Here is a 24,674-nt window from a genome sequence, read left to right as displayed (position 1 = left end):
ACAAATAGCAGAGAAACAGCAAACAAATAGCAGAGAAACAGCAGACAAATAGCAGACGAATAGCAAAGTAATAGCGAACCAATACGCCAGCAATCCCAAAGAAAGATCAAATATCAAGACACCAGGAAAGAATACACCGTCACATAGGGGCAATGCTATGCTATCCATCAGGCAAGGATTAACACAAAATCGGTACAGAAACGGTAATATGAGATTTACTTTTTACGCGATCAATTCTGGTACCTGATCCTCCTTATAAAAGATTTCGTTCCATTGTGCCAACTGGCACATAATGGGGATTAAGGCTTTACCTTTTTCGGTCAAAGAATACTCGACACGTGGTGGCAGTTCCTTATATTCTTCTCTAAGAATAACACCATCCTCCTCCAATTCTTTTAATGAGCTGGTCAAAACCTTGCGTGAAATATTTTCTATAAGTGCATCGAGCTGACCAAATCGGGCTTTGCGGTCCCGCAGTGTATAAATAATGACAGGCTTCCACCTTGTGCCTAAAATTGCCATCGAGCGCTGCATTGCACAGGAACAACTTTTAAATTCAGTCCTTTTCATTTGATATTTTGAGAATAGTTACACAAAGGTAACTAGTTTATACTAATAATAGTTACAAATATACACTATTTAGAATATCTTTGTAAAGATTTATAATTTAAAACAAGAAAAATGAGCATACAAACACTTTTTAATCCATTTGAATATAAAAATTTAAAATTGAAAAACCGCTTTGTCATGGCACCAATGACGAGAGCATTTTCGTTGGACGGAATTCCCGATAGTGCCGTAGCTGGTTATTATGAGCGACGTGCTGCTGCTGATGTTGGACTAATCTTAACGGAAGGTACAGTAATCGAAAGACCTTCTTCAAAGAATTTAAAGGACATTCCCAACTTTTATGGTGAACAAGCACTTACTGGCTGGAAGAACATCGTCGAAGCTGTACATAACAAAGGTGGCAAAATAGCGCCTCAACTATGGCATGTCGGTTATACCCCAATGCAGTGGACGCCACCTTCAGCATTTGAGGGTCCGGATACAATGACATTGGCTGATATTGAATCAACAATACAAGCATACGCGGACGCCGCCAAGTCTGCAAAAGAGCTCGGTTTTGATGCTTTTGAAATTCATGCCGCCCATGGTTATTTGATTGATCAGTTTTTTTGGGAGGGAACGAACCATCGAACTGACGAATTTGGCGGCAAAACCATTAAGGAGCGGTCTAAATTTGCAGTTGAAGTCGTTAAAGCGATGCGAAAAGCCGTAGGGTCGGAATTTGTGATTATCCTGAGATTATCGCAATGGAAACAACAGGACTATACTGCCAAAATCGCACCGACGCCTGCTGCGATGGAAGATTGGATTTCACCATTAACGGATGCTGGTGTTGACATTTTTCATGGAAGTCAACGCCGCTATTGGGAAGCGGAGTTTGAAGATAGTGATTTAAATTTCGCCGGCTGGCTTAAAAAGATCTCAGGACAACCCACGATCACGGTTGGATCTGTAGGCCTTGATAAGGACTTTGGCGAAGTATTTACAAACTCCGAATTCAAATCTTCTCCTGCTTCGCTGGACGAATTGGTCCGTCGGTATGAACGTGGCGACTTTGACCTTGTCGCCGTGGGAAGGGCTCTCCTGCAAGATCCAAATTGGGTAAAGAAAGTTCAAGCCGAAAAATACAATGAACTTTCTACTTTTGAAGCTAAAAGTTTAGCTAGCCTGTCTTAACAGGAATCTCTAATAACCACTTCACAAAAATTGCGTTATTACATTATAAATGATAGGGGTGAAAAATTGATTTTTAATCATTACTTTGCCCCTATTCATTTATCGCGACAGTTTCAGCAACTTGGCTCCTTAAATGTATCTAGAAACTTCATTCAATGCATGTAACCAATACTAAAAAATGATAACAGATACCAAAATATATATCATTAGTGGATTAGGTGTAGAGTGGCTGGGCAATACATGAGATTCTCCGATGGAAAAACAGATTTATTCCAAGTAATTTAGTCCATATACATGGAGACAAAGACCGTATTATCCCGATCAAAAGTCTAAAGCCCAGTTTTGTGATTAAAGGCGCTGGTCATTTTATGACGGTCACACACGCTGGCGAAGTTGAAAAGCTTTTAAGAGAAATACTGATCTAATTGCTGGGCATTTACTAAAATCACCTTACCTGAGATTTTTGGTATATAAAATCCAAGGGATTCCAAATCGGAACCATTTATTCGCTATAAGGATAGCTATAAAGAAAAATTATTAAAATTAAGACCATACAACTATAAAACTGTTTAAAGCTTCTTTTTATTAAAACAATAATTGCAGAAAGACAGTTATTTTATTAATGCATCTGCCGGCTATGAAGTTTATAACATACCGTTTTGTAACGCTGAGGGAATAAAACTGTTTAACTTAACACAAGAACATGCGAAAAAGGCTTCTTTTTAGTTTTCTATTATTTCACATCTTTTTTCTAAACATGAAGGCTCAACTTAATAATTCAAAACAACCACAACTAGAGATTGCAGTGGATTTGGGACCATACCGTCCCATTGGTGTAAGCGTTACATCCAGCAACCGGCTATTTGTTTCTTTCCCGAAACAAACTAAACATTTCAAGTATGCACTGACCGAAATCATCAATGGAAAACCGACCCCTTATCCTGATGCTGAATGGAATAAAAAAGGAATTGAGAATTCCCACTTTGTTAATGTACAGGATATCTTTGTCGATGCCGATGACAATCTCTGGGTATTAGATTCTAAGCCATCATCTGCTGGATCAATTTTTGGTAATGATGAAAAACCAACCGAAGGACAGTTCAAATTATTGAAAATCGACACAAAGAAAGATCAAATTGAACGTATTTATAGTTTCGACGACCTTGATAAAACCAAATCGGGTCTAAATGATATGCGCATTGATAGGGAGAAAAATTTAGCTTACCTCTCCGACCCCGGTCAGGCGGCCATTATTGTTTTGGACCTCAAAACTGGAAATAGCAGGAAGGCTTTAGCTGGAAGCCATTTTACGCTCGCTGATCCCGAAGTGATTTTAAGATACGAAGGTAATGATATGCGTAATCTGAACGAAAAACCTTTTTCTTCCAATGTGAATGGCATCGCCTTAAGTCACGACTTTAGATATTTATACTTCAAGCCGATCAATCAAACTCATTTATACTGTATCGCGACAGAATTTTTGGCCGATTCTACGTTAACGAAACAAGATTTGGAGGCGAAAGTTGAAGACAAAGGAGAAGTAGGTATCACACATGGATTACTGTCAGATATAAACGGAAATATTTACCTAACTTCATCCATCGATTATAGTATAAAATATTTAAGTCCTAATGGAAAACTGCATACCCTAGTTCAAGACCCACGCATATTATGGCCTGATTCTATGGGGATCGGCGAAGATGGATATCTTTATTTCTCTTGCCCACAACTTTTTAAGGATCCACAATGGAACAAGGGAATCGACAAGGTTGAATTGCCTTATTATATCTTTAAAGTAAAACTACCTAACTCAAATAGTGAGTCTAACAACAAATAAAACGATTAAATACAACACATTATAGGATACTGCTGTTTACAGAAGTGATATACCATGCACCGTTAAATATAACGGTGCATGCGTTGCAACTATCCATATTCATACGAACTCTTCCCCCCATGAAGTTGAACGCATCACGCCCCAACATTATTGATCATCAAAACGCGAGAATAGGCAAAATCTAAGTCCCCAAAATTCAACCAGCAGATCACAATACGAATAAAATGGAGCTAAAAACAGCTTAAAGGATACGTTCATTCCATCAGCACCAACGCGTGTCTATCAAAAATATAAAATTTTTAGTAAAAATTTTTAAATACTAACATTATTAGTATATTTGGTTATCAGTTTTAGACGCGCCTTTTATGGAACAGATTGCAACATATGACAATAAGGATTTACACGTTGGTGACATCGTTCGCTTTCATACCCCCTACCCCGATGAAGACCCAAATACGATTTTCATCGTACTGTGGTCATACTACGATCCTGAAGGGAAATCATCCAGAGCTGAGGTTGTTAAATATGACCCAAGTTCTAAACACTCTTTAGTTATTCAGAAGTGGTTTATACGGGACCTAGAAAGAATCCCCGAAGTAAGCCCGGAATTACTAAAACAGATTAAGCTATTCATGCAAAATAAACTAGGCAACGCTATTATCAGCAAGTTAGTCATCTAACAGATTTTATAAATCAGATTAAAAAAATACATGGAAAACAAATTTAAAGAGAAAAGAGTAACAATATCTAATTCCGTTTGGTCCGACTGGCGCGAACAACTTAGAGAAAGTGAATTAGCCGGCTTACAGCAAAGGCTTGAAAAACTTGAAAAAGAAATGTTGCTTGATTGGCTACAGTGGAATAATCCTAAAGGAAACTATACAGATCGCAAATGCATTGAAAATGGAGTACAGCAAATCTCTAAAAGCAAGGCTATCGAATATATATACAAAGAAATCTTACGCATCCACATGAAAAGAAAATATAGTGCCCTTTCAAGCACGCATGCACAACTTATGTTCAACAACTAAAATTTGGAATAATGGAATCTTTTATCAAACACATCATCGATCTCCAGCTGCCAAAAATTATAGCAATGGAATCGAATCGAAATGATTGGCGTTATCAGCTTTTAGGATTGAAGGATAAAATGCTCTTTGATAAATTAAAGTTGATGACTAGACAAGAATTACTTGGCTGGCTTCAATGGTACGATAACACTGGAACTTTCTTCGATCATGACTGCATACGGAGGGGTATCCCATTATTGACGAAAGTTCAGGCATTAGCAGCAGTTTACCAGCGAATTATGCGTGGGCATGAAGGCTGGGATGGTTATATGGGAACGGAATATATACGTAATCAAATCTTTTAAAGTGACGATAGCTTTAAATCGAAAATGCTTTGCCTACTGTGATATATTTAGCTAATGTATTCAGGTTTTCAATTGCTGCTCCAATGGTATTATTAAAATAAGTATATACCTCTTTTTCCTCTGCAATCCAACCATTTATATAGGTACTATATTCCTTCAATACACTGTCCGAATAGCTTCCCCTATAATCACCATCTGGCCCATGGAAGCGCATATAGATAATCTTTGTGTCGGTATATTGAAGACGCATTCCAAGAGTATCCTTATCATGGATCACCAAATGCATTCCATATGATTTTAAAAGAATCAGAGTTTCTTCCCTATACCAAGAGTCATTTCTAAATTCTACGCATACCTGCCAGGCCTCACTTCTCTTATCCTGACTGATGCAGTCCAATAGTTCAGTAAGCTTTCCAATGGAAGTAAATTTACATGATGGCGGTAATTGTATAAGCAGACATCCTTTCTTTTGACTGACGGCATCAATAACGGAGAGAAATCTTACTACATCTTGTGCATCAAACCCGAGTTCCTTTTGATGCGTAATTCCTTTCCAAAGCTTAAAAGTAAATCGAAAGCTGTCGGCTGTTTCTTCGGACCATCTTCGAACAGTTTCTTCACGGGGAATTTTATAGAAAGAACTGTTCACTTCCAAAGAATTAAATAATAAGCTGTATACAGCAAGTCGGTTCTTCCCCTCTAAATGCTCGGGATAAAAACTTCTATTTTTATAAGGCAAAAGAATACCACTTGTTCCAGAAAAATAAGAGTGTTCCATATCGTTATAACAATTGAACTGTATACAATGGTTCATTTTTCCGTCAAAAAAGATTCACGTTTTTACATAAAAAGTAATTGAATTGCATATAAAAAACAATTTACTTAAGTTTGGGTAACGGGATATTTAACAGCCGCTCTTTTCAGGCACCTCTTTTTCCTGCTTACAGGATGATAAATCAAGCATACCATCTCAATGAAGAAAAAATCTTATCTAATTAGTTTCATGATTATGGCCGTTTTGAGCAGCTGTAATGAAAATAACCACAATAGCACCAATACCACTTCAAATTCCCAATCTGGACAGCCCGAGGAAAGTCCAACATTTACCTTTGACAGTATCAAACAGCACTATGCACTGGGAGAAGATCTGGTTTTAAAAATAAACCATGAGAAGAAGCAGAAATTAGACACTGTGGTCTATTACATCAACAATAAACAAATTGGACAAGTAAGTGGCAATGAGTCTTTCAAATATGCTTTAAAACATGAAAAACTTGGCAAACAGATTGTTAAAGCAGTCGTGTTTAGTGATGGAAAACAAGAAGAAAATACAGTAAGTATAGATTTATTCGCTTCTACTCCTCCTCGCTTGCTCCAGTATAGCATTGTAAATATTTATCCACATGATATTAAAGCTTATACTCAAGGCTTAGAGTTTTATGGTGATAATCTGATCGAAAGCACGGGAAATGGTATTGGCCCAAGTGGAAATAAAGGTAAATCGAGCATTCGCATTACAAATCCTAAAAGTGGTGCGCCCATTAAGAAAATTGAATTGGATGATTCAATTTTTGGCGAAGGCGCCACTGTCCTGAATGGGAAATTGTATCAATTGACCTATAAGAATAATATAGCCTATGTATACGATATAAACACCTTAGCCGTTATTAGTACACTACCTTACTTTCAGCCAATGGAAGGTTGGGGATTGACTTCTGACGGTAAAAACCTATACATGTCCAATGGTTCGGATTACATTTATACACTCCATCCACATGACTTCTCAAAATTGGACTATATTCGTGCCGCGACGAACACAGCTATGATCGATCAAATCAATGAAATGGAATGGGTAAAGGGAAAAATCTATGCAAATTTCTTTATGGAAGATGTCATTGGACGGATCGACCCTATGACAGGTACTGTGGAGGCATTGGTGGATCTTTCCAAATTACGTGAAAATGTAACGCAACATGTCGATTTGGATGTACTCAATGGTATCGCCTACAATCGAAAATCGAACACCTTCTTTGTGACTGGCAAAAATTGGGATAAAATGTTTGAGATTAAGCTGATCGAATAGCTTTATCCCAAATGAGGAAAAAATATGGTATTATCGAATCATCTGACCTATGACTTCTCGCGTTAGGGCAACTCCTTCATTTTATTAAATCCTTCCGTTACCATTGGAACAATTTGTGGGGCGAATAGCTGAGATAAAATAGGCGTTTCGTGGTTATCTTTAGCACCAGTCCATTGTGCATATTTATTAGCTAAGAAATCCAATCGCTGTACAGAGGATAATTCAGGCAACGTGTAGTAGATACTCTTTTCACCTTCTTTTCCTTCCATTTGTACATATCTCCCCCTTGTAACGTTCAGGTAATTCCGTTTTTCAAAATCACGTAAGAAAGATTCATCTTCATCAGCACTATCCCATTTCGGATCACGTGGACAACAGACGGATCCATAACTTTCCTTCCTATAAACTGTCAGCATATTTTTAGGAGATACGGGTTTAAAGAAATCAAAGCCCGGATTGTCGTCACCTGAACGACGAATACTATCAACCCTAACCACACCGTCCTGTCTATTTATCAAATAATAAAAATTGGTCGTCGTCGGTTCTATACACATACCTTGTTTTGACGCCTGTTCAGCGATCTGATCATAAAATGCCCAATCTGGTACAATCAACACAAATTGTTGAAGATCGGGATAAAATTCATTTGCTCTTTTAAATAACTCCACTGGAATTCTAGCGTTCAAAAAGAAAATATAGGTAGAATCTGGAAGGATCTGCAAAGGAAGATCTATTAAATAACTCCCCTTTTTTTGGGTCACAAAACCATTGTCTATCATTACAACCTGACGAAAATATTCACGATACCAATCGGGATTCACTTCATCCGATCTCGTTGTATCCGCAAGTGAGTGTGGTGTTGGCGACGGTTTTATCAATGACTGCTGTCCCGTTATTTTACTCTTACAGGATGATGCCATCATTGATAAAATGATGAGCAAATACCACATATTTCTTTGTTTTATCATCGCAACATTAAGTTAAATATTTTACACTATTTTCCTGTCAAATCTCTATCCAAATGGATTCAAGAGAGACAATTGATCTTTGAGCAGACTTCTCCTCCCGTATTTAATCGATAATCACCATTTCATCGACGATCTGAACCTCGTAAAAACCATAGCTACCTTTTTACCGCTTTTACTGCTTACAAACTCATCTGCACCGATTCTTATGCCCAAAATATCATTGTCAAAGCGCGTGCCGCATTCAATTATTGGCTATTTATTGACATCACGATCGCCATCCACCATGACCGGCTGCTTTACTGAATAACAATTTAGCGTATCAATCTTATTCTGCAAATAACATATTTTTAAAATTTTACTTCCTTGGCACTTTATATTCGCCATGTCTATTTTAAGATTCGCAGCCGATTAAATAATCCTTACGAATCAGATGGCGATATCTTATTTTATGCAACTTTGAAATAAAACAGCCCCATCATTTCGCTTTAAAATGACCAAACTCCCAAAATTTCTTTAACATTTTCATAAAAAGCGTTGAATCTATCAATATTTACACGACATTTAACATAAAACACTTTGTTTCTTAAAAAGAATTACAGAAATTAGAGGTATAAACCGAAGAAATTATGAATAATAGACCTTTAAACGGAATGACTATCGAAGAGTTGCATAACAATAGAAAAACTACACTTGTAGTCACTTGGATGCTAACCATTATGCTCTTTATCTTATTGGGAATGGGAATATATACATCAATCGCTAAAGGGTTTAGTGCACTAATGGCCATTCCCTTTGCTTTATCCCCAATTGCAATTCTCAATTTCAAAAGAGTAAAAGAAATCAATGAAGAGCTCAAAATAAGAGAAGCTCACTAAAATAATAATGAAACAGCTTACGTTATTTATCCTGTTTATATTCGCTTCGGGTACATTATTTGGTCAGGAGATAAGTAAATCAACGACACAGACTATTACGCAATCGGGAATAGGCCTTGGATCAGTCATTGCCGTCGTCACTTCTTGGGACCGTAATAGATCAATACTTTTAGCTTTAATTCACGGAATACTCGGATGGTTATATGTCATCTATTTTGCATTTACTCGTAGTGAATAAAGATTTACAATCAAACATGCAGCTCCATGCTTACTTCCAATACAGATTTTGTCATTGAGGAAATCAAAGAATCTAGTGACATCTTAATCAACGAACTTACAAACTTAACTTTAAACATTGTTCAAGGAGGCGCCTCTGTCGGTTTTATGGACGACTTGACGGTTGAACAGGCAAACAGATTTTGGACCGAAGTGCTGGATAAGGTCAAACAGCATAAAACTGTATTAATTGTTGCCAAAAATAACGTGACAAATCAGATCACAGGAACAGTTCAATTGCAAACGAATCTTCCTTCTAATCAAGCACATCGTGCAGACGTTGCAAAAATGTTAGTTCATTCTGACTTTCGGAGAATGGGCATTGCACAGAAATTGCTTCAGCGAATTGAAAAGATAGCCATTGCTCTAAATAAGACACTCATGGTACTCGACACGGTAACGGATAGCCCTGCATATTTTATGTACCAAAAATATGGCTGGACTATTGTCGGCGATATTCCCAATTACGCACTTCTTCCCAATGGTTTGCCATGTAGCACAACCTACTTTTACAAAAGCCTGAATAATCCGGCCTAGCAAACAAACAGCCTCCAAATTCATTAACTATTCATTTGGAGGCTGCGCTTAAAAAGATCTATGTAAATAGGAATAGTGCTACTTATTTTTGTACCACACCGGTCCTGGTCTCTCGCCCATTTCAAACACTAATGTAGCACCAGACATAATCTGTTCGTGTGTAATATAACTTGTTTCAAGAGGTTTACGGTTAAGGGTAACCGCTTGAATATAAATATTGGATTTGCCCACCTGATTAGCTTTCACAGTAAATTTCTTTCCATTGGAAAGCTTCAATTCGGCTTTTTCAAACAGAGGCGTGCCGATTTCATATTTTCCACTGATAGGATCTACCGGATAAAAACCCAATGAGCTGAATACATACCAAGCTGACATCTGCCCACAATCATCATTTCCACTCAATCCAGCAGGTGTATTTAAATAAAGTTTATTCATAACCTCTGCAGCATATTGCTGTGTTTTCCAAGGCTGTCCAACGGCATTAAATAAATAGAGGGCATGGTGGCTTGGTTCATTACCATGCGCATATTGACCAATCATTCCTGTGCTAAAAATTGGAAGTTTACTGGTATCCGAAGGATGAAATGTGAACATACTATCCAACTTCTGGGCGAAACGTTGGGTCCCACCAACAAGTTTAATCAATCCAGGGATATCATGTTGGACAGACCAGAAATATTGCCAAGCATTACTCTCACAGATGTGTGCACTATAGTCCTCGGGATCAAATGGGGTAATAAATTTACCTCTACTATCCCGGGGTTGCATAAATGAAGTCGACGGATTATACACATTTTTGTAGTTCTGCGCTCTAGCCAAAAATGTTCCTGCAATCTCTTTCTTTCCCATCTTATCTGCCATCATGGCGATACAGTGATCATCATATGCATATTCAAGTGTCCTTGATAGTGACCAGTTTTCAGCATTATACTCATCCTTGACATCATAAGGTACATAGCCCAATTTTTTATACAGTCCTATGCCTCTATAATTGTCGATATTTGCTGTCGCAACGCAGGCTTCTAATGCTTTTGAAACGTCAAAATCACCGATTCCTTTTAAATATGCATCTACAATTACAGGAATTGCATGATTCCCGATCATCATATCAGTTTCACTTCCATAAATATTCCATACTGGCAGTCGGCCATTTTGTTCATAAAAAGCGATAAACGACTTAATCATATCGTTTACACGATTAGGATCAATATAAGTAAATAAGGGATGGGAAGCTCTATAGGTGTCCCAAAGAGAAAACGTGCTGTAGTTGGTCCATCCTTCAGCCTGATGTATTTTTCGGTCAGCCCCCATATAACCACCATCAACATCACTAAAAATCGTCGGTGCAAGCATGGAATGATATAACGCTGTATAGAATTTGATCTGCTCTTCTCTGTTTTTGGTTTCGATGGCTACCCTGCCCAATTCCTTGTTCCAATTTTGCTCTGCCTCTTTCAAATAATAGTCAAAATCATCTTTTGGAACTTCTGCTTTCAAATTTTTGGACGCACCTTCCATGCTTACACCCGAAAGTGCTGTGCTGAGCGTTACCTGTTCTCCATCGGCAGTTTTAAAATCAAATCGGGCTTTATATGCTGTACCAATTCGCATTGCTTTCTTGGCTGTTGAATCGGCTCGTGATAATATTTCCGTACTGTCAATATGAACAGCTCTAAAAGGCTTGGAAAAACGAGTTTCAAAATAAACACGTTGTCCTCTGGCCCAACCTTCAGAAAAACGGTAGCCCCGAATAGTCACAGAATCTACCACTTCGATGCGTGAATCTGTAGTCGCATCCCAGTTCATTGCTTTCTTTAAATCTAAAAATACGGCAGATTCTGCCTTTGGAAAAGTATAGCGCTGAATGCCACACCGTGCTGTTGCCGTCAGCTCTACATTGATATCATAATCAAGTAGTTTCACCTGATAATATCCTGCATGTGCTTTTTCGTCTTTATGTGAAAACTTAGAATGTATACCAAGAGGAGCTTCCGCTTCGTGGTAGGGCAATGTTACCGGCATAAAAGATATATCGTATAAGTCACCCGCCCCCGTACCGCTTAAATGTGTATGGCTAAAGCCAGAAATTGTACTGTCGGGATAAAAGTATCCGGAAATACGATCCCAGCCAGGCAGCCCGTTATCTGGACTTAGCTGTACCATCCCAAAGGGCAATTGTGCACCTGGATATGTATTTCCGGTAAAGTCCGTTCCGATAAAAGGGTTTACATCCGTTGCATAAAAACTTTTATCAGAGCTTTTTAGTGAAGCACAACCAATTAAAGACAATAGGCCTGCGCAAACCGCATAATTAATATATTTCATTGTGTAAATCAGTTTTCAATTTAGTTGGCTTATCTATCTATTTCCAGTAACTATTAGAATATCCTTGCTATTGACTAAAGTCTGGTGACTGATTTTAAATCCATTGAATGGTTTTCCGTCGATAACTATTTTTTTGATATATTCACCACTACCCTGTTTTTGGCGTCTTATGGTTACTTTATCGGCATTTGGATAGAATTTCTTATCGAGCTGAATAGTTACCTTATCAAACACAGGGGTTACAACGGTGTAATCTGGTCTACCCGGGCAGAAAGGATAAATTCCGATCATGTTCATGAGTGCCCATGTAGACATCGTACCGGTGTCATCATTACCAGGTATACCGCCGGGGCTATTGGTAAAATGTTTTTCAAGTATTTCTTTAACTAACTTTTGGGTGCGCCATTCTTCGCCTTTAATTTCTGAGAACACGTGTGGATACAGCATATCCGGTTCGTTTGTCACGTCAAAATATCCCTTATCGAACGTTGCCTTAAGCCGATCTACAAATTTTTGCTTTCCGCCCATCAATTTCACCAAACCAGGAATATCAAACGGGATTGCAAAACTATAGTTCCAAGCATTACCTTCATGGAAACCATGATTAGGTTCAAAATTGGCGCCCATCAATGGGCTAAATGGACTTAAAAACTCGCCGTTAGGAAGAATAGGTCTGAAAGTCCCATACTCCGAAGAATAATAATGTTTATATCCTTGTGCTCGCTTAGCAAAAAGCTGAGCATCTTTGGTTTTCCCCAATGATCCGGCCAACTGCGCTAAATTCCAATCAGCAACATAATATTCTATCGCATGAGATACGGAATTATCAAATGAATCGCGCAACGGAACATATCCATACTTCACATAATCCGCATTGTCAGGCCTAATTTTATTTGTTGAGTCAGTTGTAGTGGCAGATTTCAAAAATGCCTCGTAAGCTGTATTAATATCAAAATCCCGAATACCTTTCATCCAGGCATCAACGATCACAGGAACTGCGGGATCGCCATCCATCGTATAGCTTTCTCGGCTATACAATTCCCATTTGGGCATCCAGCCGTTTTCGTTATACATATCGATCATGGAACGTATCATACCAACCTGCTTATCCGGATAAACCAACGACATAAGCGGCTGTACATTTCTATAGGTATCCCATAGTGAAAACACCGTATAACGATTATGATCTGCTACCAGAGTCTTCCTGCTTTCCATGGCGGGATACTCGCCATTCACATCCTGTAAAACATTAGGATGAATCATGGCATGGTATAGTGCTGTATAGAATACTGTTTTCTGATCTTCCGTTCCACCCTCTACTTGTATCTTCGACAAGGCATTATTCCATTGCAAAGAAGCCTGCTGATGCGTTTTCTCAAATTCGAAATCAGCCTGCTCAGCTTCCAGATTTTTACGGGCATTATCGACGCTCACAAACGACACGGCAAGCTGAACTTCTAAACTTTCATTCTCTTGCACATCAAAGCTAAAAAATGCACCAAGATCATCTCCAGAAAGCTGATCTGTATAGTCTGTGAAAATTTTATATTTTCCAGCATCCTTATTCCAGTCATTTTCCCATTTTTCTCCCGCACGCTGAAATTTCCAGTAACCTCTTTTCGCGGGCTTTTTATTGACACGCATGACAAAGAAAATTGGGTAAACAGCCTGATTATTACTATAACAAAAAGAACCCAACAACTTAGACCCTTCTATTTCAGTATCACTCACATAACGAACCGTTGCTCCCGTTTCATTTGTTAAACCTTCGCCCAAATTAAGCAGGATATTTGCCTGTCCTTTTGGAAAAGTAAATTTAGAAACACCTACACGGGTTGTTGCTGAAACTTCCGTTTTAATGCCATATTTCTTCAATACGTTGCTGTAATAGCCTGGATGGGCAACCTCCTCCGTATAGGTACTCCCATATTGATGATAATCAACCTCCAGTTTTCCTGAGGTTGGCATTAACAACAAACTTCCCATATCTGGGCACCCTACTCCACTTAAATTGACATGTGAAAAACCTGTAAAATAACTATTACTATGTTCATAGGGAGTAGACCACCATCTTGCATCCTTATCCAATGTGTTAAGGGATGATCCCATTACATTAAAAGGGGAAACATTCATCAAACCGTTGGGCACCTGAGCTCCCGGATTAGTAGTTCCATAATTGCTGGTACCTATAAACGGGTTTACATAGTGTACAGGAAGTTTTTGGGCAGAAACATGCTGCCATAGGAATAATCCTAAAAATAAAAAATGAATAAATTTGATCATATAATCTTGATAGACGGCTTTGCAAATCGCTTTCGTTGAAGCAAACACCATAGGCCGCGCATTTTAGCGTGTACCTACAATACTACAGATAATCAGAAAGATTTACAAATCTTAATGACCGTTATATCGATGATTTTACGTTTGTTAATAGGTTTTAGCATGATTAAAATAAAAACATCAAGCAAAGCTATTCATTCCCGTCAATAACAATAAAAAACCTGAAGCGGGGAACTTCAGATTTTTACTAACTAACCAATTATTAACCTAAATTATGAAACTACTATTATAACGCCATACATAATAGTTTGTTATCTGGCTGCCATGGTTTAACTAAACTTTAACAAATCGGGGGTTATACCGCTATCAGCCTCCACACAATTAAGTCAATCTGCACTCGCCATTGAAAGGTATTTGCTTATTGAAATAATGCCAACTGTTAATTGGGTATAACTCCTTTTTCTAAGGTAAGCTCCTCCTTTTTAAAATGAAGAAGCTCCAACTTAAAAACACGTTAAAGAATTTTTATTTCATTCCTTGCAGTTATATAAATATTTTAAAAGTGGACTTCTTATATCATCAATCAATTTTCCTCTTCCTTCGGCATGTATTTTACAATGAACCAACTCAACCTATCAGATGCCTAATAATCATTTGCTTATGGTATTGCTAAATTTCAAAAGATAATCTAAAAATCGAGATAGGTGTAGGAATCAAAAAAACAAAGTTTATTATTAAAATCTGTGAAAGACTCGGGAATAACGAAAATTACTATTGGCTATTCGAATCCAATAAGTTATATTTATACAATTATTTGCTTTAAAACTATTAAAGATAATAGTATTTTTTTTGTATTATCATAATAAACGATATTCTACCCTTTTGTGTAGAAACTTGTTTCATTGCTGGATAACGATTTAATGTTTTGAACAGGTTTGGATATTACTTTGACGATGATTAAAAAAATAAGGATAGGAATATAAAAAGGCCTATTTCCAGCGTTTCAATTTAGATTACGCCGTTATTTTTGTAATTTACACGCCATAACAACATCGAATTACGTGCTATTCAAAAGCGATTACGGATCATCTTTCCACTTTATACTATGAAAATTAAGATTGAAGATTTTTTCAAGCCGATACAAGTAAAAGACGACTTTAGCAAAGATGATTATGAGATCGTCGAAGCCTTTATTAATTTTGCAAAATCCCTAAGCAGATTAACCTATCAAAGTATATATTTAATTGATTATTCAAAGAAAAGCTTTTTATTTGTTTCTGATAATCCTATCTTTCTATGTGGAAGCACCCCTACGGAAGTAATGCAGCGAGGCTATTATCACTATGTTAATAATGTACCTGAGAGCGATTTACATTTATTAAAAAAGATTAATGATATCGGTTTCGATTTTTTCGGAAATTTAGATGCCGAAGACCGCCTTAAATTCTCGATATCTTACGATTTCCATTTAAAACAACCCGGTAATAAACCTCTTTTAGTCAACCATAAACTAAAGCCTTTACTTTTGGATAAGTTTTCCAATCCTTGGATCGCACTTTGCCTCGTTTCGATTTCTTCCCACGCAAATTCGGGAAATATTCGATTTAAATCTGATGAAGATGGACGACAGTTTGAGTATGATTTGGATAAAGACCTTTGGGTGGAAACTGCTCGTATTAAATTAAAACCCCGCGAAAAAGATATTCTTCTCTTTTCGGCCCAAGGTCTTACGATGGATCAAATAGCCAATCGGCTATATGTATCAATTGATACAGTGAAATTCCATAAAAAACAGATATTTTCAAAATTAAAAGTGAAAAGTATAACAGAAGCTACAGCATTAGCTATTGAATTATCGCTTTTTTGATTTTACTTGTTTTTTTTTTGATATAAAAGCATCTGGTCAGACATTTCAACAAATTTTTGGATATCCATATTATTTTCTTTGCTAAACTGGGAATACTTATTCTTTTCTACAAAAGCTTCCAGCCATTCCGATTTAATATAGATTGGTAGCGTCTCAGAGTACAAATAAATAATTGGGTCTGCAAGCTGATAAGATTCGATTTCCAATTTCCGAAGTGTATTGACTACTTTGCGATCGCATTCGGCTATGACTAACCCGTTACCAAGCTTATATGGGGCATAAAAGGCATCAAAAAGCATTTTTTTTAGAATATTGATCCTATTACCTATTATCTTTCCAGAAATAACAAAACGTCCGATATGCCAAAAATTAGTTACATTTGGGATTAACAAACTTTCCGTAGTGATAAAAAATAATTTTTGAATTGGCAAACTTGTTTCCTTATCCCAAAATGTAATTCTAATAGATGCCTGAATACTGTGATCAAGCTTACTTCGAAGAACATAGTAAATAGAACAATCAAAAAACGTGTAATCCTCTGCTATTAGTGACTCAAAGTCAGACATATAATCCTCTTCAGAGTAACTAGCTAGTTTATAATGCTCCTTGGTCGTTACTAGATAAAAATGTATAAGTTCAGAAAGTTCGTTCTTATTAAGCTTGGTGAAGTAATAATTTTCAGGCGTCCAGTTCATGAAGATGTTATTCGATATGCGATTATAAAAATAAATACTTTTCGTTTAAATTCCCACAGCAGCAAATTTACTAAACACGCGTTTTATTGAACGAATGTTTTTTTCAATTATATTAAGTTTACCTCATTATTGATAAATAATAGGAATCCGGGAAGAATTTAATTGGTTTTGTGGTTGCCAAATTAAACACTACTTGACTGACCATCCCAGCCACCAGGTATAAACCTATTGATAGCTGTGGCGGAGGAGAAGTCAATGCTATTTTACCATATTCTGCCAAAAACTCCTCAAACCATTTCGTCTCAATATCTTTTGCTTTTAAGCTATCCACAATAAATTTACCGACATTTAATTCAAAAGTCTGATGTGCTTTTTCCAACGACTGCAGATTAAGGCCTTCAGGCGGAAGAACAGTTAAAAATCCTGCCCAACCTAAATTATATGGATGTACTACTGGTATATTTCTTTTGGCCATATATTGGTCAAAAACAAAAGGGATATCAGAAGAAAAATCCAGCGCATTAATGGCAACCTTGAAATTGAGATCGATTTCATGCAAGTTGTCCTGATTAATAAATTCAGGAAACACGGTTATATTGGCTTTTGGATTAATTGCATACAAACGATCCCGTAAGGCTATTACTTTCTTCACACCAATATCCTTATTTGTGTAATTTTGACGGTTTAAGTTTGTCAATTCCACAACATCTCCATCAGCAATTGTTAAATTTTCGAAACCCATGCGTAATAAGCATTCTGCGATATAACTTCCTATTCCACACCCCCCGATTAATACATGAAAATTTTTGATACGTTGTTGATCCTCTTCTTTAATGTGTATGTTATTCCGAATATACCTCAAATCCATAGCTAATAATTCAATAATTTTGTATCACATAAAGATAGAATTATAATTTATAATATTTTATTAAAGAAATTGCTTAGCAATTTCTTTAATAAAAACTTCGTTCCAAATTCGTGGAGTTTGTCGTTATTTTTAAATATAAATCACTGAAAATGAAAAGTTAAATGAATACCTTTAATAATATCAACTTATAAAAAATGGATAATACAAGAATATATCGCATGACATTTGCCGGCGTATATCCGCTTTATATACAAAAGGCTGAAAGAAAAGGACGCACCAAAGAGGAGGTCGACGAAATTATATTTTGGTTAACCGGTTATAATCCTGTATCGATAAAGCGGCTAATTGCGGATAAAACTGACTTTGAACACTTCTTTGAACATGCGCCATGTTTAAACCCGAATTTATCGAAGATTAAGGGTGTCATCTGTGGCTATTGGATTGAAGAGATTGAAGACCCGTTGGTTCAAAAAGTTCGTTATCTCGATAAATTAATTGATGAATTAGCTAAAGGTAAACCCATGGAAAAAATTTTAAGAAAATAATTTTTATACCACTACCTTTGGAATATTATTTAGACACCACTTCTAAATGAAGCAATGAGTAATATTTCAAAACCGTGGTGCGCTAAATTTTATATAAATTGATCATGGAAAAACAGATAAATGCAGGTGAATTTGTAGATCGTTTTATGACTGGTAGTCTGGAGCATCTCCGCTATCAACAATCACCGATCAAGATATTTCAGCTAAGTGAAATTGCACCTTATATTAAATTTCCAACGCCACCTATTTTCTTGGGTTACAACCTCCTTGTTCATATTACCGAAGGATATTTTAAACATCAGATTGGCGCCAAAGAATATGTTGTACAGGCTCCCGCAATTCTTATTAGCAATTACGGCAATATCTCAACTATAAAGTCTGTTGATAAATCTGCGAAAGGACATTGCGTTTTGATTAACGACAATGCGATGACGTCCATTTTCAGGGAACAGGAGATTTTGAATATCTTTAATATTTCACCATTACTTAATTTAACAGTACAAGATAGTATCGATCTACAGGAACTTTTTAGACTGCTGTATGACGAACTGCTTTCAGAATTACCTTATAAAGAATTGTTTGAAAATTTATTAAAATCGGCAATTCTAAAAATCATCAAACTTTCTTCCTCTAATCAAGCGCTCAATCGGAGGCAGGAAATTGCAATGATGTTCAAACAACTTGTACACAAAAATTTCAAAAAGCAAAAAAGTATCGCATTTTATGCGGACAAACTCGCAGTATCTACAAACTACCTTAATCGCTGTGTATTTTCGGTTTTCAAAAAATCTTCCAAAGAACTCATTCTTGAAGTGCTGATTATGCACAGTCAATTTTTATTATTTGAATCCACCAAAAGCATTGCGGATATCTGTTATGAATTGGATTTTTCTGATCCTTCTTATTTCTCACGCCTTTTCAAAAAAATTGTTGGTGTTTCTCCTACTTCTTATCGAAACAGAGCGACTTAGATTTTCAATATGCACGATTTGTCCTATCTTTTATACGCAAGTACACAAGCGAATCAAATTGATTGCAGTTAATTTTGTGTGAGTGATTGCAGCAAAAGAGAAGTTTAGTTCAGTAGATACTCTTTCTTCTTTTTGTTTCGATCGACATTGGTCCATCATTTGATTTTATATTTTAAAGATGCTTAAGGTTTCAGAACACAACAATATAACCCAAGATTTCAATTTGTTTATTGCGGATTTCAAAACGAGGCTATCAAGCTTATTCCATAAAGAATATGATTACAACTCGATCAGTCTAACGCGCGGGCTACCGCCTGAGTTTTTGGCTGAAATCATGAAAATGCAGCCCTTATCGGTTGCTATCCCCGAACATCACGGTGGTCGAGGCCTTCATGTAAAAGAATGTCTGGGTGTGCTTGCAGCCGCTTCTTATGAGTCATTGTCGCTATCTCTGATCTTCGGTATTAACATTGCTTTATTTTTGGAGCCTTTCGCTAAATATGGCGACACATTACTTCAGGAGAAGGTATTCCATCAATTTTTGGAAAATCAAGCCATGGGAGGACTAATGATTACCGAACAAGCTTACGGCAGTGACGCACTCAATATGCGAACATCTTATCAACAAAAGGATGATAAGTATTTTATAAAGGGTGAAAAACACTGGCAGGGTCTTACTGGTGCGGCAGATTTTTGGCTCGTGACTGCACGTAAGAAAAATGAAAATGGAGAACTGGTAAGGGATATAGATTTTTTTGTAACGGAGAATGCTTCGGAAGAACAAAAGATAGTGGTCACAAAAAAATACAATAGCCTTGGCCTATACGCAATCCCCTACGGTGTTAATGACATCGACATCAATGTTCCTACGAATCACAAACTAAATCCTGAGAGCACAGGGATTAAATTGATGTTGGATACGCTTCACCGCAGCAGACTGCAATTCCCAGGCATGGGTATGGGCTTTATAAAACGCATGTTGGATGAAGCCATGAAGCATTGCTCAGAACGTCGCGTCGCGGGTATTAGTTTAAATGAATTAGACTCAGTTAAGTTTCAGTTGTCGCGCATACAGGCGGCCTTTACATTGTGTTCGGCAATGTGTTCATATAGCGTATCGATCAGTTCCATCAATAACGACCTTTCCGCTCATGGTGTAGATGCCAATAGTGTGAAAGCGTTTGTGACAGACTTAATGCATGAAGCTGCACAAATTTGTGTGCAATTATCAGGCGCAAATGGTTACAGATTGGACCATGTTGCAGGCCGTGGCCTCATTGACAGCAGACCTTTCCAAATCTTTGAAGGATCAAATGAGATGCTTTATTCGCAAGTCGCCGAAGCCATAGGTAAACTTATGCGTAAAACTAAAGAAAGTAATTTATTGTCTTTCTTAAAAAAATATAGCGGAACTGAATTCGCGGCACCATTTTTCTCATCAATTTTAAATTTTGATTTCCCCCTCCAGGCAAAACAGCGTGAACTGGTGACCCTTGGAAAGATAATCGCCCGCGTCATTTGTTTTCAATATGTTTTACAGATTAACAATGCAGGTTTCAATGATAAGATGACAGAAATAACACGTCAGCATGTTAGCATGGATATTTATATGTTTGTAGGCCAATTATCAAATAATAATAATGCGGAACCCCTGTTGAACTATGACGATAACACAGATTGGATGAAGTTCACTTCTTAATCAAGGGCTGTGCTAACTAAATCAACCGTTTTTAGCGAGATCAAGTAAATTGCATGAAGCCACTTTCTAAAAAGTGGCTTCATGCGTTATATCGCTGAAATATCCCATTCCCAAACACTGTGGTAATGTCCAATCGCTTCGGTATAGGCGATAAATTCGCGATAGAAAGGATGTGAACCAATTGTGGCACTATCCCCTATTACCACCAGTTTCTTCTTCGCCCTAGTCATTGCAACATTCATCCGACGCACATCAGACAAAAAACCAATCTGCTGCTGGGCATTGCTTCGCGTCAAACTAATATAGATAACATCTTTCTCCTGGCCCTGAAAACTATCGATTGTCTGTATTTTAATGAAATCAGCGAAAGGTTTCATTCTCTCATCCTCCTTAAATACTTCATGCAGTAAAGAGACCTGTTTGCGGTAAGGTGCAATTACCCCAACACTCAAAAACCCTTCATTTATCAAGGAAGCTGTCCACGACCCCATATGAACGCTCAGATGAGCAGCTAGAAAATGGGCTTCCCCTACATTGAAGATTGCGCCGTCGATTTCCGTTTCTTCAAACCCTGCTCCCGCTGTATCAATAAATACCACGGGCTCAGAATCTTCTTCTAAGCTCCAATGTGCGACTGCGCTATCGGCCCTCAATAAACCATTATATAAAGCCATGGAAGGGTATTGCATAATTTTCTCGTTCATTCGATATTGTATATCCAGCAAAGAAACTAATTGTGGATTACGTTCCACTAGCTTTTCGAATAATGTGTGGCTCAAGCCATCACGAGATAGTTTACGAGATTTTACTGTGGGCGGCAATTGATTGTGATCACCTGCCAGAACAAGTCGATGTGCTTTTAATATCGGGATCCAGCAAGCGGGTTCCAGTGCCTGCGCAGCCTCATCTATAATGACTGTTTCATAAATACGATTTCGGATAACCTCGTGATTCGCACCGACCAAAGTCGCAGTGATGACTTCTGCTTTGTTCAAAACATCTGTGGTGATAAAATCTTGAATCTGATCGACCTCCCTTCTGATCCGGTAAGCTTCATTAAACAATGCTTTTCTTTGTTCTCGTTCCGTCTTTCCAAAATTCCGTTTATACTTTTGAGCCATCTCTGTATAGGCACGGACTTGTTTTTGAAGTGTTTTAATATCCTTATTTGCGGCATGACTATCAATCTTTGCATCCAGTGTCAATTCCTGGAGATGCTCAGAAACCTTTACAGGGTTGCCTATTCTTACTACCGTAACTCCAGCAGCGTCCAAACGTTCCGTCAACAAGTCAACCGCCGTGTTGCTAGCTGCAACAACCAACAGCTGTTTGCTGTGTTTTTTTAATAATGCCTTCACGGCCTGTATCAATGTTGTTGTCTTTCCTGTCCCCGGCGGGCCGTGCAAAAGTGCTAGCGTATCTGCTTCCAATATCTGCTGGACTGCCTTATTTTGACTCACATTCAAGTTAGGATGGGCAAAGAACGCTTCATTGGATTTAATTGGAATCAATTCTGCTCCGATTAACTTTCGTACGAAACCTCCCTGCTTCGTATCTTGGCTCAATTCCCGACCTTTCTGCAACGCATTGAACATTTCACGATAAGAATACTCATCAAATAATAAATCAATACCAAGCTTTCCTTTCCTGCTCCATTCAGGCAATTCATCTACACGAAAGGAGATTCGCATCCCCTCTCTATTTATTGAGGATATGATACCATCTATTCGGTCATGCTCGGGGTTGTGATTCGAAAATAAGGATACTGGCATACCGAAACGAAATTTGTGATCGATGTCATAATGGTTGGTTCTGTTTAAACTAACAGATAAATAATCCCCTCTTCCAAGCTCCATATCGATTATTTGAACCGGAAACCAGGTAACACCTTGCATCCGTCGTTCATTTAAGCTACTTTTCAATAACAAAGTCTCGTGCTGTAATCTGTCAAATTGCTGTTCTTCACGTAGTAAAGTGATAAGTTCGTCGAAATAATTCATACTTGGATATCCAAATTGCACCAGCGCAAAATAACTGTTTTTTCCCTTATTTGAATCATTTGAACACAAATTCTCTCCATCTTTCATCAAATACCATTGCGCGCAATTTATATGTAGGTCACAAATTCATATTTATTTACTATAATTGAAAAACAAAGCATTTTACGCTTAAAGTATTCATAAAAACAACAATTAGATGAACGAAATATTCCTACACGACAACGATCAGCAATGGACAGACTTAGGCGAAGGAATTATGCGAAAGATACTCGTTTTCAATGAGGAGCTTATGCTGATGAAAGTCCGATTTAAAAAGGGGGCCATCGGTATACTTCATCAACATCCACAGACACAAATTTCTTATGTCAGTGCTGGAAAATTCAGATACCATATTAATGGGGTTGACCGCATCCTAAACGCAGGTGATTCTTGCATCATTTATTCGCAATCGGTTCATGGATGCGAATGTCTTGAGGAAGGAGAACTGATCGATTCATTCACTCCTTACCGCGGAGATCTTATTCAATCCACATAAAAACATTTTAATCAAACGTTGAAGAAGCAATAATAATTTCGTCCCAACGTTAATAAAACAACATTAAAAATATGATTTCAATTCTTTCGGCTAATATCCGTGTACTCCTTGTTAGTTTTTGTTTGAGTATTGGATTTCTATTTCTTTCCCCATCTATACATGCGCAGGATAAACCTCTCCTAATAGAGAAAATCAATTCGAATTTATATCTTTACACAACCTTTAATACCTTTGAAGGCAACAAATATGCAGCTAATGCTGTATACTTAATCACAAAAAAGGGTGTTATCCTTTTCGACACTCCATGGGATTCTACACAATATCAACCTTTATTGGACAGTATTAACCAAAAACATAATTTACCCGTTATTGGTATTTACGCAACACATTGGCATGAAGATCGTGCAGGTGGTTTTGCCTATTACAACCGTATTGGAATTCCCACCTACGCAACAAAAATGACGAATGATCTATTAAAGGCAAATCACAAAGCACAAGCAGCCCATCTTGTCGACATCGATAAAACCTACACAATCGGTGGTCAGTCTTTTGTAGTGAACTTTTTTGGTGCCGGACACTCCATGGACAATGTGGTTATCTGGTTTCCTAAATATAAGATTCTGGACGGCGGCTGTTTTATAAAAAGTGCTGAAGCCCGCGACCTAGGATTCACGGCAGACGGGGACATAAAATCATGGAAACCATCCTTAGCAAGGCTGATGACAAAATACCCACAAATTAACATGGTTATTCCCGGACACGATGCCTGGAGAGATAAAGGCCAAATAAAACGAACAGAAATGCTTCTAATAGAAAAAAGGTAATACATTTTTGGAGCTTCGGTAATCGATCTTCACTGCGGACAATTGGAGCAGGCTATTGGTAATAAGATATCTTCAGCAAACTTACTTGTTTACAGTATAATAAGAGACTTTGCAAAGTATTCGACGGGGCAAATTAAAATCTTCGCTTAATGTACAATTGGATTTTAAAAAAAACAACGTGATAACAGCGTAGAAAAAAACAGCATAAAAGTAAAAAAAGGACTATGTTTATCCAAAAAAGTGCTATATTAGCGACACCATATAGAAGCAGGGGCATTAGCTCATTTGGCTAGAGCGCTTCGCTGGCAGTGAAGAGGTGATCAGTTCGATCCTGATATGCTCCACAGAAAAGAAGCTGTCCGACAAGG

The 24,674-nt window shown here is 37.5% G+C and carries 23 protein-coding genes and 1 tRNA gene; 16 read left to right on the top strand and 8 right to left on the bottom strand.

What is annotated here, in order from left to right; translation table 11 throughout:
- Nucleotides 1–222: 222 nt before the first annotated feature.
- Complete coding sequence (locus B3E00_RS04635; protein WP_293881164.1) at nt 223–570, bottom strand: winged helix-turn-helix transcriptional regulator; 348 nt, start codon at nt 568–570, stop codon at nt 223–225.
- Nucleotides 571–681: 111 nt separating this feature from the next.
- Here B3E00_RS04635 and B3E00_RS04630 point away from each other — a divergent pair, with 111 nt between their 5' ends.
- The 5 genes from B3E00_RS04630 (at nt 682) to B3E00_RS04610 (ending at nt 4,958) form a co-directional block, all read left to right on the top strand.
- On the top strand, nt 682–1,746 hold the full coding sequence (locus B3E00_RS04630; protein WP_293937206.1) for an NADH:flavin oxidoreductase: 1,065 nt from the start codon (nt 682–684) through the stop codon (nt 1,744–1,746).
- Between the two features lie 757 nt (nt 1,747–2,503).
- Nucleotides 2,504–3,583 (top strand): SMP-30/gluconolactonase/LRE family protein, encoded by a 1,080-nt coding sequence (locus B3E00_RS04625; protein ID WP_293888203.1) that lies wholly within the window; start codon nt 2,504–2,506, stop codon nt 3,581–3,583.
- A gap of 365 nt (nt 3,584–3,948) precedes the next feature.
- Nucleotides 3,949–4,263 (top strand): hypothetical protein, encoded by a 315-nt coding sequence (locus B3E00_RS04620; RefSeq protein WP_293937203.1) that lies wholly within the window; start codon nt 3,949–3,951, stop codon nt 4,261–4,263.
- A gap of 30 nt (nt 4,264–4,293) precedes the next feature.
- On the top strand, nt 4,294–4,614 hold the full coding sequence (locus B3E00_RS04615; protein WP_293881174.1) for a hypothetical protein: 321 nt from the start codon (nt 4,294–4,296) through the stop codon (nt 4,612–4,614).
- Between the two features lie 11 nt (nt 4,615–4,625).
- Nucleotides 4,626–4,958: a hypothetical protein gene (locus tag B3E00_RS04610; protein WP_293881176.1), complete on the top strand. Its 333-nt coding sequence runs from the start codon at nt 4,626–4,628 to the stop codon at nt 4,956–4,958.
- Nucleotides 4,959–4,971: 13 nt separating this feature from the next.
- On the opposite strand, the gene B3E00_RS04605 is transcribed toward B3E00_RS04610, so the two are convergent.
- Nucleotides 4,972–5,736 carry a DUF72 domain-containing protein gene (locus B3E00_RS04605; protein ID WP_293937201.1) on the bottom strand — a complete coding sequence of 255 codons (765 nt, stop codon included), beginning with the start codon at nt 5,734–5,736 and terminating at the stop codon, nt 4,972–4,974.
- 195 nt (nt 5,737–5,931) lie between these two features.
- Here B3E00_RS04605 and B3E00_RS04600 point away from each other — a divergent pair, with 195 nt between their 5' ends.
- Nucleotides 5,932–7,041: a glutaminyl-peptide cyclotransferase gene (locus B3E00_RS04600; RefSeq protein WP_293937199.1), complete on the top strand. Its 1,110-nt coding sequence runs from the start codon at nt 5,932–5,934 to the stop codon at nt 7,039–7,041.
- A gap of 62 nt (nt 7,042–7,103) precedes the next feature.
- On the opposite strand, the gene B3E00_RS04595 is transcribed toward B3E00_RS04600, so the two are convergent.
- Nucleotides 7,104–8,009, bottom strand: coding sequence for a hypothetical protein (locus B3E00_RS04595; RefSeq protein WP_293888198.1), 906 nt, complete (start codon nt 8,007–8,009; stop codon nt 7,104–7,106).
- A 626-nt stretch (nt 8,010–8,635) separates the two neighbouring features.
- On the opposite strand from B3E00_RS04595, the gene B3E00_RS04590 reads away from it, so the two are divergent.
- Genes B3E00_RS04590 through B3E00_RS04580 form a run of 3 tightly spaced genes read left to right on the top strand, consistent with a single transcriptional unit; the run spans nt 8,636 to nt 9,697 of the window.
- On the top strand, nt 8,636–8,884 hold the full coding sequence (locus tag B3E00_RS04590; RefSeq protein WP_209575907.1) for a redox-active disulfide protein 2: 249 nt from the start codon (nt 8,636–8,638) through the stop codon (nt 8,882–8,884).
- Between the two features lie 7 nt (nt 8,885–8,891).
- Nucleotides 8,892–9,122, top strand: coding sequence for a hypothetical protein (locus tag B3E00_RS04585; RefSeq protein ID WP_293881256.1), 231 nt, complete (start codon nt 8,892–8,894; stop codon nt 9,120–9,122).
- Between the two features lie 26 nt (nt 9,123–9,148).
- Complete coding sequence (locus B3E00_RS04580) at nt 9,149–9,697, top strand: GNAT family N-acetyltransferase (protein ID WP_293937196.1); 549 nt, start codon at nt 9,149–9,151, stop codon at nt 9,695–9,697.
- 78 nt (nt 9,698–9,775) lie between these two features.
- Here B3E00_RS04580 and B3E00_RS04575 read toward each other — a convergent pair whose 3' ends face one another.
- Both B3E00_RS04575 and B3E00_RS04570 read right to left on the bottom strand, forming a co-directional pair.
- On the bottom strand, nt 9,776–12,022 hold the full coding sequence (locus B3E00_RS04575; protein ID WP_293937193.1) for a GH92 family glycosyl hydrolase: 2,247 nt from the start codon (nt 12,020–12,022) through the stop codon (nt 9,776–9,778).
- 33 nt (nt 12,023–12,055) lie between these two features.
- A complete protein-coding gene (locus tag B3E00_RS04570) occupies nt 12,056–14,356 on the bottom strand; it encodes a GH92 family glycosyl hydrolase (RefSeq protein WP_293937190.1) in 2,301 nt (766 codons plus the stop codon).
- 1,051 nt (nt 14,357–15,407) lie between these two features.
- Here B3E00_RS04570 and B3E00_RS04565 point away from each other — a divergent pair.
- Nucleotides 15,408–16,169: a response regulator transcription factor gene (locus B3E00_RS04565; RefSeq protein WP_293881264.1), complete on the top strand. Its 762-nt coding sequence runs from the start codon at nt 15,408–15,410 to the stop codon at nt 16,167–16,169.
- Nucleotides 16,170–16,171: 2 nt separating this feature from the next.
- Here the strand turns inward: B3E00_RS04565 and B3E00_RS04560 are convergent, their stop codons facing one another.
- Both B3E00_RS04560 and B3E00_RS04555 read right to left on the bottom strand, forming a co-directional pair.
- Nucleotides 16,172–16,864 carry a hypothetical protein gene (locus B3E00_RS04560; protein WP_293888191.1) on the bottom strand — a complete coding sequence of 231 codons (693 nt, stop codon included), beginning with the start codon at nt 16,862–16,864 and terminating at the stop codon, nt 16,172–16,174.
- A 118-nt stretch (nt 16,865–16,982) separates the two neighbouring features.
- Nucleotides 16,983–17,732 (bottom strand): ThiF family adenylyltransferase, encoded by a 750-nt coding sequence (locus B3E00_RS04555; RefSeq protein ID WP_293888189.1) that lies wholly within the window; start codon nt 17,730–17,732, stop codon nt 16,983–16,985.
- 194 nt (nt 17,733–17,926) lie between these two features.
- Between B3E00_RS04555 and B3E00_RS04550 the strand changes: the two genes are divergently transcribed.
- The 3 genes from B3E00_RS04550 (at nt 17,927) to B3E00_RS04540 (ending at nt 20,947) form a co-directional block, all read left to right on the top strand.
- Nucleotides 17,927–18,277, top strand: a complete 351-nt coding sequence (locus tag B3E00_RS04550) for a DUF2200 domain-containing protein (protein ID WP_293881270.1) — start codon at nt 17,927–17,929, stop codon at nt 18,275–18,277.
- Between the two features lie 104 nt (nt 18,278–18,381).
- Nucleotides 18,382–19,248, top strand: coding sequence for a helix-turn-helix domain-containing protein (locus tag B3E00_RS04545; protein ID WP_293881272.1), 867 nt, complete (start codon nt 18,382–18,384; stop codon nt 19,246–19,248).
- A 178-nt stretch (nt 19,249–19,426) separates the two neighbouring features.
- Nucleotides 19,427–20,947 carry an acyl-CoA dehydrogenase family protein gene (locus B3E00_RS04540; RefSeq protein WP_293881274.1) on the top strand — a complete coding sequence of 507 codons (1,521 nt, stop codon included), beginning with the start codon at nt 19,427–19,429 and terminating at the stop codon, nt 20,945–20,947.
- Between the two features lie 86 nt (nt 20,948–21,033).
- Here the strand turns inward: B3E00_RS04540 and B3E00_RS04535 are convergent, their stop codons facing one another.
- Entirely contained in the window at nt 21,034–23,034 is a 2,001-nt protein-coding gene (locus B3E00_RS04535) for an AAA domain-containing protein (RefSeq protein ID WP_293881276.1), read from the bottom strand.
- 109 nt (nt 23,035–23,143) lie between these two features.
- Here B3E00_RS04535 and B3E00_RS04530 point away from each other — a divergent pair, with 109 nt between their 5' ends.
- The 3 genes from B3E00_RS04530 (at nt 23,144) to B3E00_RS04520 (ending at nt 24,650) form a co-directional block, all read left to right on the top strand.
- Nucleotides 23,144–23,482, top strand: coding sequence for a cupin domain-containing protein (locus B3E00_RS04530; RefSeq protein WP_293937187.1), 339 nt, complete (start codon nt 23,144–23,146; stop codon nt 23,480–23,482).
- 71 nt (nt 23,483–23,553) lie between these two features.
- Nucleotides 23,554–24,306 (top strand): BlaB/IND/MUS family subclass B1 metallo-beta-lactamase, encoded by a 753-nt coding sequence (gene bla / locus B3E00_RS04525; protein WP_293881280.1) that lies wholly within the window; start codon nt 23,554–23,556, stop codon nt 24,304–24,306.
- A 270-nt stretch (nt 24,307–24,576) separates the two neighbouring features.
- Nucleotides 24,577–24,650: transfer RNA gene (locus tag B3E00_RS04520), tRNA-Ala, on the top strand.
- Nucleotides 24,651–24,674 lie beyond the last annotated feature (24 nt).

It is taken from the genome of Sphingobacterium sp. UBA5996 (assembly GCF_002429765.1).
Classification (GTDB): Bacteria; Bacteroidota; Bacteroidia; order Sphingobacteriales; family Sphingobacteriaceae; genus Sphingobacterium.
Note: the sequence above shows the minus strand (reverse complement) of the source record. Positions and strands in the feature narration are given on the sequence as shown.